This is a genomic window from Streptomyces sp. NPDC006385 (genome assembly GCF_040612485.1).
Classification (GTDB): Bacteria; Actinomycetota; Actinomycetes; order Streptomycetales; family Streptomycetaceae; genus Streptomyces.
This window is the reverse complement of the sequence record NZ_JBEXQG010000058.1, coordinates 19,326-34,963: the sequence shown is the minus strand read 5'-3', so window position 1 is coordinate 34,963 and position 15,638 is coordinate 19,326. Positions and strand designations below refer to the sequence as shown.

General features: G+C 72.8%; 12 protein-coding genes and 1 riboswitch. Of the genes, 5 read left to right on the top strand and 7 right to left on the bottom strand.

What is annotated here, in order from left to right:
• Positions 1-69: 69 nt before the first annotated feature.
• Entirely contained in the window at positions 70-1,737 is a 1,668-nt protein-coding gene (locus tag ABZ078_RS32830) for an allantoin permease (protein ID WP_356581363.1), read from the top strand.
• Between the two features lie 70 nt (positions 1,738-1,807).
• Here the strand turns inward: ABZ078_RS32830 and ABZ078_RS32825 are convergent, their stop codons facing one another.
• Together ABZ078_RS32825 and cobN are read right to left on the bottom strand one after the other, a co-directional pair.
• Positions 1,808-2,449: a superoxide dismutase gene (locus ABZ078_RS32825; protein ID WP_356581361.1), complete on the bottom strand. Its 642-nt coding sequence runs from the start codon at positions 2,447-2,449 to the stop codon at positions 1,808-1,810.
• A 107-nt stretch (positions 2,450-2,556) separates the two neighbouring features.
• Positions 2,557-6,180 (bottom strand): cobaltochelatase subunit CobN, encoded by a 3,624-nt coding sequence (gene cobN, locus ABZ078_RS32820; protein ID WP_356581359.1) that lies wholly within the window; start codon positions 6,178-6,180, stop codon positions 2,557-2,559.
• A gap of 129 nt (positions 6,181-6,309) precedes the next feature.
• Positions 6,310-6,385, bottom strand: a riboswitch (cobalamin riboswitch).
• A 101-nt stretch (positions 6,386-6,486) separates the two neighbouring features.
• Here cobN and cobG point away from each other — a divergent pair.
• From cobG to ABZ078_RS32805, 3 genes are read left to right on the top strand one after another with little or no spacing between them, the layout of a single operon-like run.
• Complete coding sequence (cobG, locus tag ABZ078_RS32815; RefSeq protein WP_356581357.1) at positions 6,487-7,785, top strand: precorrin-3B synthase; 1,299 nt, start codon at positions 6,487-6,489, stop codon at positions 7,783-7,785.
• Entirely contained in the window at positions 7,782-8,453 is a 672-nt protein-coding gene (locus ABZ078_RS32810; protein ID WP_356581355.1) for a precorrin-8X methylmutase, read from the top strand. The genes cobG and ABZ078_RS32810 overlap by 4 nt, the downstream gene beginning before the upstream one ends.
• Positions 8,450-9,937 carry a precorrin-2 C(20)-methyltransferase gene (locus ABZ078_RS32805; RefSeq protein WP_356581353.1) on the top strand — a complete coding sequence of 496 codons (1,488 nt, stop codon included), beginning with the start codon at positions 8,450-8,452 and terminating at the stop codon, positions 9,935-9,937. The genes ABZ078_RS32810 and ABZ078_RS32805 overlap by 4 nt, the downstream gene beginning before the upstream one ends.
• A gap of 119 nt (positions 9,938-10,056) precedes the next feature.
• Here ABZ078_RS32805 and ABZ078_RS32800 read toward each other — a convergent pair whose 3' ends face one another.
• Positions 10,057-11,166, bottom strand: a complete 1,110-nt coding sequence (locus ABZ078_RS32800) for a HoxN/HupN/NixA family nickel/cobalt transporter (RefSeq protein ID WP_356581407.1) — start codon at positions 11,164-11,166, stop codon at positions 10,057-10,059.
• 113 nt (positions 11,167-11,279) lie between these two features.
• Complete coding sequence (locus ABZ078_RS32795; protein WP_356581351.1) at positions 11,280-12,050, bottom strand: cobalt-precorrin-6A reductase; 771 nt, start codon at positions 12,048-12,050, stop codon at positions 11,280-11,282.
• A 30-nt stretch (positions 12,051-12,080) separates the two neighbouring features.
• Between ABZ078_RS32795 and ABZ078_RS32790 the strand changes: the two genes are divergently transcribed.
• Positions 12,081-13,199: a cobalt-precorrin-5B (C(1))-methyltransferase gene (locus ABZ078_RS32790; protein ID WP_356581349.1), complete on the top strand. Its 1,119-nt coding sequence runs from the start codon at positions 12,081-12,083 to the stop codon at positions 13,197-13,199.
• A 17-nt stretch (positions 13,200-13,216) separates the two neighbouring features.
• Here the strand turns inward: ABZ078_RS32790 and ABZ078_RS32785 are convergent, their stop codons facing one another.
• Genes ABZ078_RS32785 through cbiE form a run of 3 tightly spaced genes read right to left on the bottom strand, consistent with a single transcriptional unit; the run spans position 13,217 to position 15,634 of the window.
• The gene (locus ABZ078_RS32785; RefSeq protein ID WP_356581347.1) at positions 13,217-13,669 is read right to left on the bottom strand and encodes a GNAT family N-acetyltransferase; all 453 of its coding nucleotides are present in this window, start codon (positions 13,667-13,669) and stop codon (positions 13,217-13,219) included.
• Entirely contained in the window at positions 13,659-14,408 is a 750-nt protein-coding gene (gene cobM / locus ABZ078_RS32780) for a precorrin-4 C(11)-methyltransferase (protein ID WP_356581345.1), read from the bottom strand. The genes ABZ078_RS32785 and cobM overlap by 11 nt, the downstream gene beginning before the upstream one ends.
• Entirely contained in the window at positions 14,405-15,634 is a 1,230-nt protein-coding gene (cbiE, locus tag ABZ078_RS32775; protein WP_356581405.1) for a precorrin-6y C5,15-methyltransferase (decarboxylating) subunit CbiE, read from the bottom strand. Before cbiE ends, cobM begins: the two co-directional genes overlap by 4 nt.
• Positions 15,635-15,638: the final 4 nt, after the last annotated feature.

Here is a 15,638-nt window from a genome sequence, read left to right as displayed (position 1 = left end):
TGAGAAACAAGCGCTTCCTACCGTGTCCCGGACCCGCACCCAGCACGCGCACCCCCGGGAGACGTGGCAGTGAGCACCACCGAGTCACCCCTGACAGCGACGGGCCCCTCGAAGCCCGGCACGGACCAGGCGACCAAGGAGACCCTGGAGGACTACACCCTCCGCTTCGCGCCCCGCAGCTACCGGCGTTGGACCCCGATGGTCGTGGCGACGACCGCGCTGGGCGGCATCGCCTACATGGCCGACTTCTCCATCGGCGCCGGCATCGCCCTGGCCCACGGCACCGGCAACGCGCTGGTGGCCATCGCCGTCGCCGCGGTCGTCATCTTCGTCACCGGCTTCCCGCTGGCGTACTACGGCGCCCGCTACAACATCGACCTGGACCTCATCACCCGCGGCTCCGGCTTCGGCTACTACGGCTCGGTCCTCACCAGCGTCATCTTCGCCAGCTTCACCTTCATCTTCTTCGCCCTCGAAGGCTCGATCATGGCCCAGGGCCTCAAGATCGGCCTGGGCATGCCGCTGTGGCTGGGCTATCTGGTCTCCACGCTGATGGTGATCCCGCTGGTGATCTACGGCATGAAGGCGCTGAGCAAGCTCCAGGTGTGGACGACACCGGTCTGGCTGGTCCTGATGGTCGCCCCGCTGGTCTACCTGGTCGCCACCGACCCCGGCACGGTCGACCGCTTCCTCTCCTACGCCGGCACCGACGGCAAAGGCGGCGTCAACACCGCCTCCGTGCTGCTCGGCGCGGGCGTGTGCCTGTCCCTGATAGCCCAGATCGGGGAGCAGATCGACTACCTGCGGTTCATGCCGCCCAAGACCGAGGCGAACAAGCGCGGCTGGTGGACGGCCGTGGTGATGGCCGGCCCGGGCTGGGTGGTGCTCGGCGCGCTGAAGCAGGCCATCGGCGTCTTCCTCGCGGTGTACATCCTGGCCGAGGTCGGCCCGACCGCGGCACCCGAGCCGATCCAGCAGTTCCGCGGCGCCTTCGACGCGATGATGCCGTCCTGGATGGTCATCCCGCTCGCCGTGGCCCTCGTCGTGATCAGCCAGATCAAGATCAACGTGACGAACGCGTACTCCGGCTCGCTGGCCTGGACGAACTCCTTCACCCGCGTCACGAAGCGCTATCCGGGCCGGATGGTCTTCGTCCTGGTCAACCTGGCCTTCGCGCTGGTCCTGATGGAAGCCGACATGTTCAGCTTCCTCAACAGCATCCTGGGCTTCTACTCGAACTGCGCGATCGCCTGGGTGGTCACCGTCGCCACCGACATCGGTGTCAACAAGTTCCTGCTGAAACTCTCCCCGCTCCAGCCGGAGTTCCGCCGGGGCATGCTCTACGCCGTCAACCCCGTGGGCGTGGTGGCCTTCGTCGTCGCCTCCGGCCTGTCGATCGCCATGTACTTCCACGCGCTCGGCGACACGCTGCAGCCGTACTCCCCCGTGGCCGCGGCCGTCATCGCCTTCGTCCTCACCCCGCTGATGGCGATCGTCACCAGGGGCAGGTACTACCTGCGGCGCACCGACGACGGCATCGCCGAGCCGCTGCTCGACGCGGAGGGCAACCCGAGCGGGACGACGTACGAGTGCCATGTCTGCCACCAGGCGTACGAGCGTCCCGATCTGGCCGCCTGCCAGACCCATGACGCCGTCGTCTGCTCGCTGTGCCTGAGCACCGACAAGGTCGGCGACCACGTGCTGCCGGCCCCCGATCCCGCCCCGGCCACGAGCTGAGACGACCGGAAGGGCTCCCGCGAGTCACGCCCTCGTGGGAGCCCTTCGTCGTGCCGACGCGGCCGACGCGTCACACAGCGAGCAGCAGGCTGTCGCCGCGCTCCTTGGCGGCGGCGTAACGCCTGGCGACATCCTGCCAGTTGACGACCTGCCACATGGCCTCGATGAAGTCGACCTTCTGGTTCCTGTACTGGAGGTAGAAGGCGTGCTCCCAGGCGTCGAAGACCAGGATCGGGGTCGAGCCCTGGCCGACGTTGCCCTGGTGGTCGTAGACCTGCTCGACGATCAGGCGACCGCTCAGCGGCTCGTAGGCGAGCACACCCCAGCCCGAACCCTGGGTCGTGGCCGACGCCTTGGACAGCTGCGCCTTGAAGTGGGCGAACGAGCCGAAGGACTCCGCGATCGCGTCCGCCAGTTCGCCCACGCCGTCCTTCTCCAGCGGCTCGCCGCCGCCGTCACCGGTCATGTTGTGCCAGTAGATCGAGTGCAGGATGTGGCCGGAGAGGTGGAAGGCCAGGTTCTTCTCCAGGCCGTTGATCGAGCCCCACGACTCCTTGTCCCGTGCCTCGGCAAGCTGCTCCAGCGTGTCGTTGGCCCCTTTCACGTACGCGGCGTGGTGCTTGTCGTGGTGCAGCTCGATGATCTCGGGGCTGATCACGGGCGCGAGTGCCGAGTAGTCGTACGGAAGCTCCGGGAGCGTGTAAACAGCCATGTCCAACGTCCTCCGTTATTGCGAATGGTGTGCAACTGCACGCTAACAGCAGCAGCGGGGGCTTTTCGATCAGGCCATGGACCTAGGACCTCCGCCGTGCCGCGCTCTCAGGCGTCCTCGCCCTCCAGGTCGCCCTCCGTCTCCAGGTACACCTGGCGCAGCGCGTCCAGCACCGCCGGATCCGGCTTCTCCCACATCCCGCGCGACTCCGCCTCCAGCAGCCGCTCCGCGATGCCGTGCAGGGCCCAGGGGTTGGCCTGCTGGAGGAACTCGCGGTTGGCCGGGTCCAGGACGTAGGTCTCGGTGAGCTTGTCGTACATCCAGTCGGCGACCACGCCGGTCGTGGCGTCGTAGCCGAAGAGGTAGTCGACCGTGGCGGCGAGTTCGAAGGCGCCCTTGTAGCCGTGGCGGCGCATCGCCTCGATCCACTTGGGGTTGACGACCCGGGCGCGGAAGACGCGGGAGGTCTCCTCGACGAGGGTGCGGGTGCGGACCGTCTCGGGGCGGGTGGAGTCGCCGATGTACGCCTCGGGGGCGGTGCCGCGCAGGGCGCGGACCGTCGCCACCATGCCGCCGTGGTACTGGAAGTAGTCGTCCGAGTCGGCGATGTCGTGCTCGCGGGTGTCCGTGTTCTTCGCCGCGACCGCGATCCGCTTGTACGCCGTCTCCATCTCGTCGCGCGCCGCACGGCCGTCGAGGTCACGGCCATAGGCGTAGCCGCCCCACACCGTGTAGACCTCGGCGAGATCGGCGTCGGTGCGCCAGTCGCGGGAGTCGATGAGCTGGAGCAGGCCGGCGCCGTAGGTGCCGGGACGGGAGCCGAAGATGCGGGTGGTGGCGCGGCGTTCGTCACCGTGGGCCGCCAGGTCGGCCTGGACGTGGGCGCGTACGTGGTTCGCCTCGGCCGGTTCGTCCAGCGAGGCGGCCAGCCGTACGGCGTCGTCCAGCAGCCCGATCGTGTGCGGGAAGGCGTCCCGGAAGAAGCCGGAGATGCGCAGGGTGACGTCGATGCGCGGACGGCCCAACTCCTCGTACGGGATGGCCTCCAGGCCCGTGACACGGCGGGACGCGTCGTCCCAGACCGGGCGGATGCCGAGCAGCGCGAGGGCCTCGGCCACGTCGTCGCCGGCCGTGCGCATGGCGCTGGTGCCCCACAGGGACAGGCCGACGGAGGTGGGCCAGTCGCCGTTGTCCGTGCGGTAGCGCTCCAGGAGCGAGTCCGCGAGGGCCTGGCCGGTCTCCCAGGCCAGGCGGGAGGGGACCGCCTTGGGGTCGACAGAGTAGAAGTTGCGGCCCGTCGGGAGGACGTTCACCAGGCCCCTGAGCGGTGATCCCGAGGGGCCCGCCGGGACGAAGCCGCCCGCCAGGGCGTGGACGGTGTGGTCGAGTTCGGCGGTGGTCGCCGACAGGCGCGGGACCACCTCGCGGGCCGCGAACTCCAGGACGGCCGCGACCTGCTCGCCGTGGTCGGTGGGGACGGCGGCCGGGTCCCAGCCCGCGTCCTCCATCGCCTGGACCAGGGCGCGGGCCTTCTCCTCCGCCTCGTCGGCCGTGGTGCGGGTCGCGGCGGACTCGTCCAGGCCGAGGGCCTCGCGCAGACCGGGCAGGGCCTTGGCGCCGCCCCAGATCTGGCGGGCGCGGAGGATGGCGAGGACGAGATTGACCCGGTCGGCACCGGCCGGCGGGGAGCCCAGGACGTGGAGTCCGTCGCGGATCTGCGCGTCCTTGACCTCGCAGAGCCAGCCGTCGACGTGCAGCAGGAAGTCGTCGAAGCCGTCGTCGTCGGGGCGGTCCTGCAGGCCGAGGTCGTGGTCGAGCCTGGCGGCCTGGATGAGGGTCCAGATCTGGGCGCGGATCGCCGGGAGCTTGGCCGGGTCCATGGAGGAGATCTGGGCGTACTCGTCGAGGAGTTGCTCCAGGCGCGCGATGTCGCCGTAGGAGTCGGCGCGGGCCATCGGCGGGACGAGGTGGTCGACCAGGGTGGCGTGCACGCGGCGCTTGGCCTGGGTGCCCTCGCCGGGGTCGTTGACCAGGAAGGGGTAGACCAGGGGGAGGTCGCCGAGGGCGGCGTCGGGGCCGCAGGCGGCGGACAGGCCGGCGTTCTTGCCGGGCAGCCACTCCAGGTTGCCGTGCTTGCCGAGGTGGATCATCGCGTCGGCGCCGAAGCCGCCGTCCTCGGCGCGGGCCGCGATCCAGCGGTAGGCGGCCAGGTAGTGGTGCGAGGGCGGCAGGTCCGGGTCGTGGTAGATCGCGATCGGGTTCTCGCCGAAGCCGCGCGGGGGCTGGATGAGGATCAGCAGGTTCGCGAAGCGCAGGGCGGCGAGGACGATGTCGCCCTCCTCGTTGCGGCTGCGGTCGACGAACATCTCGCCGGGCGCCGGGCCCCAGTGCTCCTCCACGGCCGACCGCAGCTCCTCGGGGAGCGTGGCGAACCAGCGCCGGTAGTCGGCCGCCGGGATACGGACCGGGTTGCGGGCCAACTGCTCCTCGGTGAGCCAGTCCTGGTCGTGGCCGCCGGCCTCGATCAGCGCGCGGATCAGTTCGTCACCGTCGCCGGAGGCCAGACCGGGGATGTCGGCGTCGCCGAAGTCGTAGCCCTCCGCCTGAAGCCGCCTGAGCAGCGCGACGGCGCTGGCGGGGGTGTCGAGGCCGACCGCGTTGCCGATGCGGGAGTGCTTGGTCGGGTACGCGGACAGGACGAGGGCGACGCGCTTGTCGGTGGCCGGAATGTGCCTCAGGCGCGCATGCCGTACGGCGATCCCGGCGACGCGGGCCGCGCGCTCCGGGTCGGCGACATAGGCCGGGAGTCCGTCGGCGTCGATCTCCTTGAAGGAGAACGGGACGGTGATGAGGCGGCCGTCGAACTCCGGTACGGCGATCTGGCTGGCCGCGTCGAGCGGGGAGACCCCCTCGTCGTTCTCCTCCCAGGCGGTGCGTGAGCCGGTCAGGCACAGGGCCTGGAGGATCGGCACGTCCAGGGTGGTGAGCGCGCCCGCGTCCCAGGACTCGTCGTCACCGCCGGCGGACGCCTCGGCGGGCTTGGTGCCGCCGGCGGCGAGGACGGTGGTCACGATGGCGTCGGCGGCGCGGAGTTCCTCGACGAGTTCGGGCTCGGGGGCCCGCAGGGACGCCACGTACAGCGGGAGCGCTCGGCCGCCCGCGTCCTCGATGGCGTCGCACAGGGCGCCCACGAAGGCGGTGTTGCCGCTCATGTGGTGGGCGCGGTAGTAGAGCACGGCCACGGTCGGCCCCTCGCCACGGGACTCGCGCTCCAGCGGACCCCAACTGGGCGCGGGCTCCGGCGCCTCGAAACCGTGCCCGGTGAGCAGGACCGTGTCGGAGAGGAAGCGGGCGAGCTGCTCCAGGTTGGCGGGGCCGCCGTGGGCGAGGTAGGCGTGGGCTTCGGCGGCGATGCCGACGGGGACCGTGGAGGCGGCCATCAGCTGGGCGTCGGGGGCCTGTTCGCCGGTGAGGACGACGACCGGGCGGCCGTCGGCGAGCAGCAGGTCCAGGCCGTCCTGCCAGGCGCGGATGCCGCCGAGGAGTCGTACGACGACGAGGTCGACGCCGTCGAGGAGGGCGGGGAGGTCGTCGAGCGGGAGGCGGGCCGGGTTGGCGAAGCGGTAGCGCACCGGGCCGTTCGCCGCGCGGGCGCTGAGCAGGTCGGTGTCGGACGTCGACAGGAGCAGGATACGGGGGTGCGGGGAGTGACCCCCGGAAGAGTGCAGCATGCGGCGTCGGCCTTCCTCGGGGTGTCCGCGCCCCGGGCGGTGTCGGGTTGGGGTCTCCCCTGCTCACGGGGTCCTCGCCCTGCTCGCGTGAAGGCGGGAGCGGGGGGAGGAACCGAGAGCCGGGTAAGGGAGTTCCTGGCTCGCCCGACCCCTGCGGGCGGGCTCACAGTGGCGGGACCGCGCCGGAATCGCACCGGGCTTCCTCCCCTGTCGCCGTCGTGGCGATGGCGGACCGGATGATCCACCGAGGAGCATAGTAAGGGGCGCCCGAAAAGGGCGGGGCGTACAGCTCGTACGACGGTCGGTATGCTCGCCGCCATGTCCACGCCTGCCGTCCACTCATCGCCCCAGGCCACAGCGGTCTCCCGGGGCCGCGGTGACGCCTGCCCGGGGACGCTGCGGCTGCACGCCGCGGACGACGGCGCGCTGGCCCGGGTCCGCGTTCCCGGCGGGGTGCTGACCGCCCGGCAGGCGGAGGCGCTCGCGGACGCGGCCCGACGGCTGGGCGACGGTGATCTTCATCTCACCTCGCGGGGCAATGTGCAGCTGCGCGGGCTCCGGGAGACGTGCGGTGCGGAGCTGGCCGAGGTGCTGGACGCAGCCGGCCTGCTGCCCTCGCGCGGGCACGAGCGGGTGCGCAACATCGTCGCCTCGCCGCTGTCCGGCCTCGACGGAGACGGATTCCGGGAGATACGGCCGTGGTTGTCGGCCCTGGACGAGTCGCTGTGCGCGAGCGAGGCGGCGCGGGCGTTGTCGGGGCGGTTCCTGTTCGCGCTGGACGACGGGCGCGGGGACGTGGCCGGTCTGGGCGCCGACGTGACCGTGCGCGCCGCCGCGGACGGCGGCGCGCTGCTCGGCGTGGGTGCGGCGCGCGAGTGCCTGTACGTGTCCGGGGAGGACGCGCCGCGTGCCGCGCTGGTGGCGGCGGAGACGTTCCTCGCGGTGGCTCGGGAGCACGGGGCGCGGGTCTGGCGGGTGAGCGAACTGCCCGTTCCGCCCGATGAGTTGACGCACGAGGTCCGGCGCTCCCTGGCCGCCGCGGGCATCGGCACCTCGCCGCGGACGCCGGACGGCGCGGGCGGTGGGCAGGGCCCGCCCCCGGGGATCGTCGGCGCCGCCCTCTCCGTTCACGCTCCTCTCGGCCGCCTCACGCCCCTCCAGTGGCAGGAGTTGCGCCATGCCGCCGTCGACGAGCTGCGGCTGACGCCCTGGCGCGGAGTCGTGGTGCCCACCCCGGGAACGGGCCCGGACGACGCCGCCCGCGCACTGGCCCGTCTCTCCGCGACCGGCCTCGTCACGGACCCCGCCTCGCCCTGGCTGCGGGTCGGTGCCTGCATCGGCCGACCCGGATGCGCCAAGTCCCGGGCCGACGTGCGGGCGGACGCGGAGCGGAGCCTGGCCGCCGCGGGCGGCGCGCGGCTGCCTTTGTACTGGTCCGGGTGCGAACGGCGCTGCGGACACCCCCGAGGCGACCGGATCGACGTGGTCGCCGTCCCCGGCGGCGGCTATCAGCTCGGCGCCGTCACCGCGGGACAACAGCCGCGCGTGGCCCGCCTGGACGACCCCTGCGACCTCGCCGCCGCCCTGGCGGCGATCCCTTCATGAGCCGTATCACGACCGAGAGCAGCGAGAACAACACCGTGACCACGTACGACTACGAGAAGGACGGCGCGGCCATCTACCGCCAGTCCTTCGCCACGATCCGCGCGGAGGCGGACCTCGCGGGCCTGCCCGCCGACGTCAGCCAGGTCGCGGTCCGGATGATCCACGCCTGCGGGATGGTCGACCTCGTACGGGACCTGGCCTACACCCCCGCGGTCGTGGCCCGCGCCCGCGAGGCCCTGCGGGCCGGCGCGCCCATCTTCACCGACGTGCGGATGGTGGCCAGCGGCGTGACCCGCAAGCGGCTGCCGGCCGACAACGACGTGCTCTGCACCCTTTCCGACCCGGCCGTCCCGGAGCTGGCGGCGCAGCTCGGCACCACCCGCAGCGCCGCCGCGCTGGAGCTGTGGCGGGACCGGCTGGAGGGCTCGGTCGTCGCCGTCGGCAACGCGCCCACCGCCCTGTTCCGTCTCCTGGAGATGATCGAGGAGGGCGCACCCCGCCCGGCCGCGGTCATCGGCGTCCCCGTCGGTTTCATCGGCGCCGCCGAGTCCAAGGACGCCCTGGCCGAGCACCCCTTCGGCCTGGAGCACCTGGTGGTACGGGGCCGACGTGGGGGCAGCGCCATCGCCGCCGCCGCGCTCAACGCGATCGCGAGTGAGGAAGAGTGAGCGGGAAGCTGTACGGCGTCGGGCTCGGCCCGGGCGATCCGTCCCTGATGACCGTGCGGGCCGTGGAGGTCATCGCCGAGGCCGACGTGATCGCGTACCACAGCGCGCGGCACGGCCGGTCCATCGCCCGCTCGATCGCGGCGCGGCACATCCGTGCCGACCACATCGAGGAACGGCTGGTCTACCCGGTCACGACCGAGACCACCGACCACCCCGGCGGCTACAAGGGCGCCATGGAGGAGTTCTACGCGGAGGCGGCGGCGAGGCTGGCCGCGCATCTCGACGCCGGCCGGACGGTCGCCGTCCTCGCGGAGGGCGACCCCCTCTTCTACGGCTCGTACATGCACATGCACAAGCGGCTCGCCGATCGCTACGACACCGAGGTGATCCCCGGTGTCACCTCCGTGTCGGCCGCGGCGGCCCGGCTGGGCACCCCGCTGGCCGAGGGTGAGGAGGTGCTCACGATCCTGCCGGGCACCCTGCCCGAGGAGGAGCTCACCGCGCGGCTCGCCGCCACGGACGCGGCGGTCGTCATGAAGCTGGGGCGCACCTTCGCCAAGGTGCGGCGCGCACTGGCGGATTCGGGGCGGCTGGGCGAAGCAAGGTACGTCGAGCGGGCCACCATGGCCGGGGAGCGTCTCGCCGAACTGGCGGACGTGGAGCCTGAGTCGGTGCCGTACTTCTCGGTGGCCGTGCTGCCCAGCCAGGTCGACGCCGAGCCTCCCGTGCGCGAGCTGGGGGAGGTCGTGGTGGTCGGGACGGGTCCGGCGGGCCCGCTGTGGCTGACGCCCGAGACGCGGGGCGCCCTCGCCGCCGCGGACGATCTCGTCGGCTACACCACCTACCTGGACCGGGTGCCGGTCCGTCCCGGTCAGCGCCGGCACGGCTCCGACAACCGGGTCGAGGCCGAGCGCGCCGAGTTCGCACTCCAACTCGCCCGGCGCGGGCGGCGGGTGGCCGTCGTCTCCGGCGGCGATCCGGGGGTCTTCGCGATGGCCACGGCCGTGCTGGAGGTCGCCTCGCAGAAGGAGTACGCGGACGTGCGCGTGCGGGTGCTGCCCGGGGTGACCGCGGCCAACGCGGCCGCCGCGCGCGCCGGTGCCCCGCTCGGGCACGACTACGCCACCCTCTCCCTGTCCGACCGGCTCAAGCCCTGGGAGGTCATCGCGGAGCGGCTGCGCGCCGCCGCCTCGGCCGACCTGGTGCTGGCCCTGTACAACCCCGGCTCCCGCAGCCGCACCTGGCAGGTGGGCAAGGCCCGCGAGCTGCTCCTGGAGCACCGGGCGCCGGACACGCCGGTCGTGGTCGCGCGGGACGTCGGCGGCTCCGGCGAGCGGGTCCGGATCGTACGGCTGGCGGACCTCGACCCGGCCGAGGTCGACATGCGCACGGTCCTGCTGGTCGGTTCGTCACAGACACAGGTCGTACGGCGCGGGGACGGCGAGGAGGTCGTCTGGACGCCTCGCCGCTATCCGGAGGCCTGAGGGCGATCCACGGCATCCGATGCCGGGCGGTGTCGCGGCCGGCGACGTCCTCGCGCGGCCCGGCACCGGATGGCTCTCCTGCTGGACCACCGCCGGCGCCCGCGGACCCACGCGCAAGGTCACCGAGGCGGAAGGGGCACGCCCTGGTCGACGCCCTCTTCGGCGGGCACCAGCCCCTGGGCCGGCCCCGCGGTCCATCTCTCCTCGATGCGGCCGACCCTCCACACCAGCAGGGCCACGGCCCAGGTGGCGAAGAACAGCCCGACGACGATGTAGCCGACGACGTTCAGGTCCAGCCCGGACACCCAGTCCCAGAAGGCGCCGTGCAGTCCCGCCTTCTCCGCGATCAGGCCGAGCAGTTCGACCGTGCCGATGAGGAGGGCGACGGCGACGGACAGGCCGGTGATGGTGAGGTTGTAGTAGACCTTGCGGACCGGGTTGGAGAAGGCCCAGCCGTAGGCGAAGTTCATGAACGAGCCGTCGATGGTGTCGAGCAGCGACATGCCGGCCGCGAACAGGACGGGCAGGCACAGGATCGCGTACCAGGGCAGTCCGGAGGCGGCGCCCGAGCCGGCCAGGACCATGAGCGCGATCTCGGTCGCCGTGTCGAAGCCGAGGCCGAACAGCAGGCCCAGCGGGTACATCTGCCAGGGCTTGGTGATCGACTTCATCAGGCGGCCCAGCAGCCGGTTCATGAAGCCGCGGTTGTGGAGCTGTTCTTCGAGGGCGGCCTCGTCGAAGTGGCCGGAGCGCATCTGGCGGAAGACCCTCCAGATGCCGGCCATGATCACGATGTTGATGACGGCGATGACGTAGAGGAAGGTCCCCGAGACCGTCGTGCCGATCCAGCCGGCGACGCTGTGCAGGCCGGAGTCGTCGTCGCGCACCGGGTCCGCCAGCGCCTTCACGCCGAGGGAGAGCAGGAAGGCCAGCGCGAAGACGATCGAGGAGTGGCCGAGGGAGAACCAGAAGCCGACCGACAGCGGCCGCTGTCCCTCGCTCATCAGCTTGCGGGTGGTGTTGTCGATGGCGGCGATGTGGTCGGCGTCGAAGGCGTGCCGCATGCCGAGGGTGTAGGCGGTCACGCCGATGCCGATGCCGAAGGTCTTCGCCCCGAGGCTGTAGTGCTCCGGAGCCACGATCACGACCAGCGTGAACCAGCCGATGACGTGCAGGGCGAGGATGAACGCCGCCATCCCGCCGAGACTCGCCCACTCCTTGCGGGTCATCGACGTGCGGATGCGGTGCCGTCTCGTCAGTTGGTTCTCGTCAGCCACACCCCTCAGGTTGCTGCAACGAGGTTGCAGGTAGAAGCAAGGTGCGGCAAAGCCCGGGTCAGGTTTCAGTCGGCGGCCGGGAAACCGTGCGCGCCGCGCCGTTCCCCGATCCAGTCGGCGGCCTGCTCGGGCCCGGCCACCACCGGCACCCCTTCGGGCACCGGCGGCCTGCGCACGACGACCACGGGCAGTCCGGCCTCGCGGGCCGCGGCCAGCTTCGGCGCGGTGGCCGCTCCCCCGCTGTCCTTGGTCACCACGACGTCGACGCGGTGGCGGCGCAGCAGTTCGCGTTCGCCGTCGAGGGTGAAGGGGCCCCGGTCGAGCAGCACTTCCATGCGGGGCGGGTGCGGCGGCTCCGGCGCGTCGACGGACCGTACGAGGAACCACAGGTCGTCCAGGGCCGCGAAGGCCGCCAGGCCCATGCGCCCGGTGGTCAGGAAGACCCGCCGGCCGAGCGCGGGAAGCAGCTCCGCGGCCCCTTCCAGTGACTCGGCCTCGTGCCAGTCGTCGCCCGCCACGGGGACCCAGCCGGGACGCCGCAGCGCGAGCAGGGGAACATGGGCGGTGGCGGCGGCCCGCGCCGCGTTGAAACTGATCGTCCGAGCGAAAGGGTGCGTGGCGTCGATGAGCGCGTCCACCTCGTGCTCACGCAGCCACGCGGCCAGCCCCTCGGCACCGCCGAAGCCGCCCACGCGTACCTCGCCGGGCGGCAGCCTGGGCGCGGCCACGCGTCCGGCCAGGGAGTTCGTCACGCGCAGTCCGGGCCGGGCGTCGGCCGCCAGGAGTTCGGCGAGGCGACGGGCCTCGGTGGTCCCGCCCAGGATCAGTACGTGCACGAAGTCCGGTTTCCTTCCGAAGAGTGAGGCATGAGCAGCGAGGCCAAGGGCGGCCGTAGCGCCCAACTGAAGCACACCGGCCTGCGGCACGGCTGGACCACGGGGGCCTGCGCGACCGCGGCGACGACGGCCGCGTACACCGCGCTGCTGACCGGGGAGTTTCCCGATCCGGTGTCGATCACGCTGCCCAAGGGGCAGACGCCGTCGTTCGCCCTCGCCGTCGAGGAGCTGACGGGTGCGTCCGCGATGGCGGGGATCGTGAAGGACGCCGGCGACGACCCGGACGTCACCCACGGCGCGCTGGTCCGGGCCACCGTGCGGGCGCTGCCCGCCGGGGCCGGCGTCGTCTTCAGGGCCGGTCCCGGCGTGGGCACGATCACCCGCCCCGGTCTGCCCCTCCCGGTCGGCGAACCGGCCGTCAACCCGGTGCCGCGCCAGATGATGCGCGACCATGTCGCCCGGGTCGCGCAGCGGTACGGCGGCTCCGGCGACGTCGAGATCACCGTCTCCGTGGACCACGGCGAGGAGATCGCCCGCTCCACCTGGAACCCCCGCCTCGGCATCCTCGGCGGGCTGTCCATCCTGGGCACGACGGGCATCGTGGTCCCGTACTCGTGCTCGGCGTGGATCGACTCCATCCGGCGCGGCGTGGACGTGGCGCGGGCCGCTGGGCGCACCCATGTGGCGGGGTGCACCGGCTCCACCTCCGAGAAGACGGTCGTGGCCGAATACGGCCTCCCCGAGGACGCCCTGCTCGACATGGGCGACTTCGCGGGCGCGGTCCTGAAGTACGTACGCCGCCACCCCGTCGAGCGCCTCACGATCTGCGGCGGCTTCGCCAAGCTCTCCAAGCTGGCCGCGGGCCACCTGGACCTGCACTCCGCCCGCTCCCAGGTCGACAAGGGCTTCCTCGCCGAACTCGCCCGCCGGGGCGGCGCCGACGAGGCGCTGGCCGTCGAGGTCGCGCGGGCCAACACCGGCCTGGCCGCCCTCCAGTCGTGCGCGGCGGCCGGGGTTCCGCTGGGCGACCTGGTGGCGGTCGCCGCCCGCGACGAGGCCCTGGCCGTGCTGCGGGGCGCACCCGTCGCGGTCGACGTGATCTGCATCGACCGGGCGGGGACGGTCGTCGGCCGCAGCGCGGTGCGGTAGCCGGAGGCCACGGAGGGTCAGGACAGCGCGAACCACAGGTCGGGGCGCTCCCAGGTGACCTTGGGCGGGGACGGGGCGACCGTGCCCACCCGCTGGGCTCCCATCCGCCGGTAGAACCCCTCGGCCGGCGGATGCGCGACGACACGCACCCCGGCCAGACCGGCTGTGCGGGCCTGGCCGATCATGTGGTCGACGAGGAGCCGGCCGATGCCGCGGCCCTGGGCTTCGTCGGCGACGAACGCCAGGTCCAGCTCCGACGGAGCCGGCACGAGGGAGTAGAAGCCGAGCAGCCGCCCGGCCGGGTCCTCGGCGAGGAAGACCAGGTGCCGGTCGACGTAGTCGGCGGTGACCCGGTACCCGGTGATGATCGAGGCGTAGGTCTCCTGGTAGGCGCCGGATGCCCGGACCATCGCCGTGAGTCGATCGGCGTCCCCCGCGGCTGCCCTGCGGATCAGCGCCTCAGCAGACATGCCGCTCCCGCTCCGGCGAGTACAGGTGGCTGTCGCGGAACTGCTCCGCTCCCAGCGTCCGCCCGACCATGATCACGGCCGTGCGCAGCACTCCGGCCTCCTTCACCTTCCCGGCGATCTCGTCGAGCGTGCCGCGGATGACCAGCTCGTCGGGGCGGGAGGCGTAGGCGACCACGGCGGCGGGGCAGTCGGCGCCGTAGTGCGGCAGCAGTTCGTCGACCACGCGGTCCACGTACCTGGCGGCCAGGTGCAGCACGATCAGCGCCCCGCTGCGGCCGAGAGTGGCCAGGTCCTCGCCCTCGGGCATGGCGGTGGCCCGGTGGGCGACGCGGGTGAGGATGACGGTCTGGCCGACGGTCGGCACGGTCAGCTCCCGCTTCAGGGCGGCCGCGGCGGCGGCGAAGGCCGGCACGCCCGGCACGACCTCGTAGGGCACCCCGGCCGCGTCGAGGCGCCGCATCTGCTCGGCGACCGCGCTGAACACGGACGGATCCCCGGAGTGCAGCCGGGCCACGTCGTGCCCCTCCTCGTGCGCGCGGAGCAACTCGGCGGTGATCTCGTCGAGGTCGAGCTGCGCGGTGTCCACCAGGCGTGCGTCCGGCGGGCATTCGGCGAGCAGTTCGCGCGGCACCAGGCTGCCCGCGTACAGGCAGACCTGGCACGCGGCGAGCGTCCGGGCGCCGCGCACCGTGATCAGGTCGGCGGCGCCGGGGCCGGCACCGATGAAGTACACGGTCATCTGTCTGCTCCAGGGAGGGGGTCGAGGGTTTTCTGTACGGCCCACTGGGTCACCGGCATCGCCTGCCGCCAGCCCGTGAAGCCGCCCACCGGGACGGCGTGGGCCACCGCGAGCTTGGTCAGTTCGCCGCCGTGGCGCCGGTGGGCGTCGGCCAGCAGCGCCTCCGACTCCAACGTCACGGTGTTGGCGACGAGTCGCCCGCCGACCGGCAGCGCCTCCCAGCAGGCGTCGAGGAGACCGGGCGCGGTCAGCCCGCCGCCGATGAACACCGCGTCCGGCGACGGGAGTTCGGCGAGGACGGCGGGGGCGGCGCCGGTGACGACGCGCAGTCCCGGAACGCCCAGCCGCTCGGCGTTGCGCCCGATCCGCTCGGCGCGCACCGGGTCGCGTTCCACGCTGACCGCCCGGCACGACGGGTGCGTCCGCATCCACTCGACGGCGATCGAGCCGGAGCCGCCGCCGATGTCCCACAGGAGTTCACCGGGGGCGGGTGCGAGGACGCCCAGCGTGGCGGCGCGGACGTGGCGCTTGGTGAGCTGGCCGTCGTGTTCGTACGCGGCGTCGGGCAGTCCGGGCACGGCCCCGAGGCGCAGGGCGTCCGGGGCGCGACGGCATGCGACGGCGACGAGGTTGAGGGGGTCACCGGCCGGGTGGGACCACTCGTCGGCGGCGACCTCACCCGTCACCTGCTCCTTCGGGCCGCCGAGTTGTTCCAGCACGCGCATCCGGCTCGGCCCGAAACCGCGGTCCCGCAGCAGGGCGGCGACCTCGGCGGGGGTGGTGGCGTCCGCGCTGAGCACGAGAAGGCGGCGGCCTTCGTGCAGGGCGGCGGCCAGGCGGGCGGCGGGCCTGCCGACGAGCGTGACCACCTCGACGTCCTCCAGCGGCCAGCCGAGGCGGGCGCAGGCATGGGAGACGGAGGAGGGGTGCGGCAGAACGCGCACGGCACCGGCGCCGAGCACCTCGGTGAGGGCGCGCCCGATGCCGTAGAACATCGGGTCCCCGCTGGCCAGTACGGCGATGCGGCGACCGGCGTGCGCGGCGAGCAGGCCGGGGACCGCAGGCCGCAGGGGTGCCGGCCAGCGGATCCGTTCCCCCGCGCACTCCGGTGGCAGCAGGTCCAGTTGGCGCGGGCCGCCGATGAGGACCTCGGCGTCGAGCAGCGCGGTGCGGGAGCCGTCCGGGATGCCCGCCCAGCCGCCGGCTCCGATCCCGACGACGGTCACGGCG

What these genes read in the sequence shown, in the direction of transcription:
- ABZ078_RS32825 (WP_356581361.1), bottom strand. Translation starts at nt 2,449, where the DNA reads ATGGCTGTTTACACGCTCCCGGAGCTTCCGTACGACTACTCGGCACTC.
- ABZ078_RS32800 (WP_356581407.1), bottom strand. Translation starts at nt 11,166, where the DNA reads ATGACCCGCAAGGAGTGGGCGAGTCTCGGCGGGATGGCGGCGTTCATC.
- cobG (WP_356581357.1), top strand. Translation starts at nt 6,487, where the DNA reads ATGCTCGCCGCCATGTCCACGCCTGCCGTCCACTCATCGCCCCAGGCC.
- ABZ078_RS32810 (WP_356581355.1), top strand. Translation starts at nt 7,782, where the DNA reads ATGAGCCGTATCACGACCGAGAGCAGCGAGAACAACACCGTGACCACG.
- ABZ078_RS32785 (WP_356581347.1), bottom strand. Translation starts at nt 13,669, where the DNA reads ATGTCTGCTGAGGCGCTGATCCGCAGGGCAGCCGCGGGGGACGCCGAT.
- cobM (WP_356581345.1), bottom strand. Translation starts at nt 14,408, where the DNA reads ATGACCGTGTACTTCATCGGTGCCGGCCCCGGCGCCGCCGACCTGATC.
- ABZ078_RS32790 (WP_356581349.1), top strand. Translation starts at nt 12,081, where the DNA reads ATGAGCAGCGAGGCCAAGGGCGGCCGTAGCGCCCAACTGAAGCACACC.
- cobN (WP_356581359.1), bottom strand. Translation starts at nt 6,180, where the DNA reads ATGCTGCACTCTTCCGGGGGTCACTCCCCGCACCCCCGTATCCTGCTC.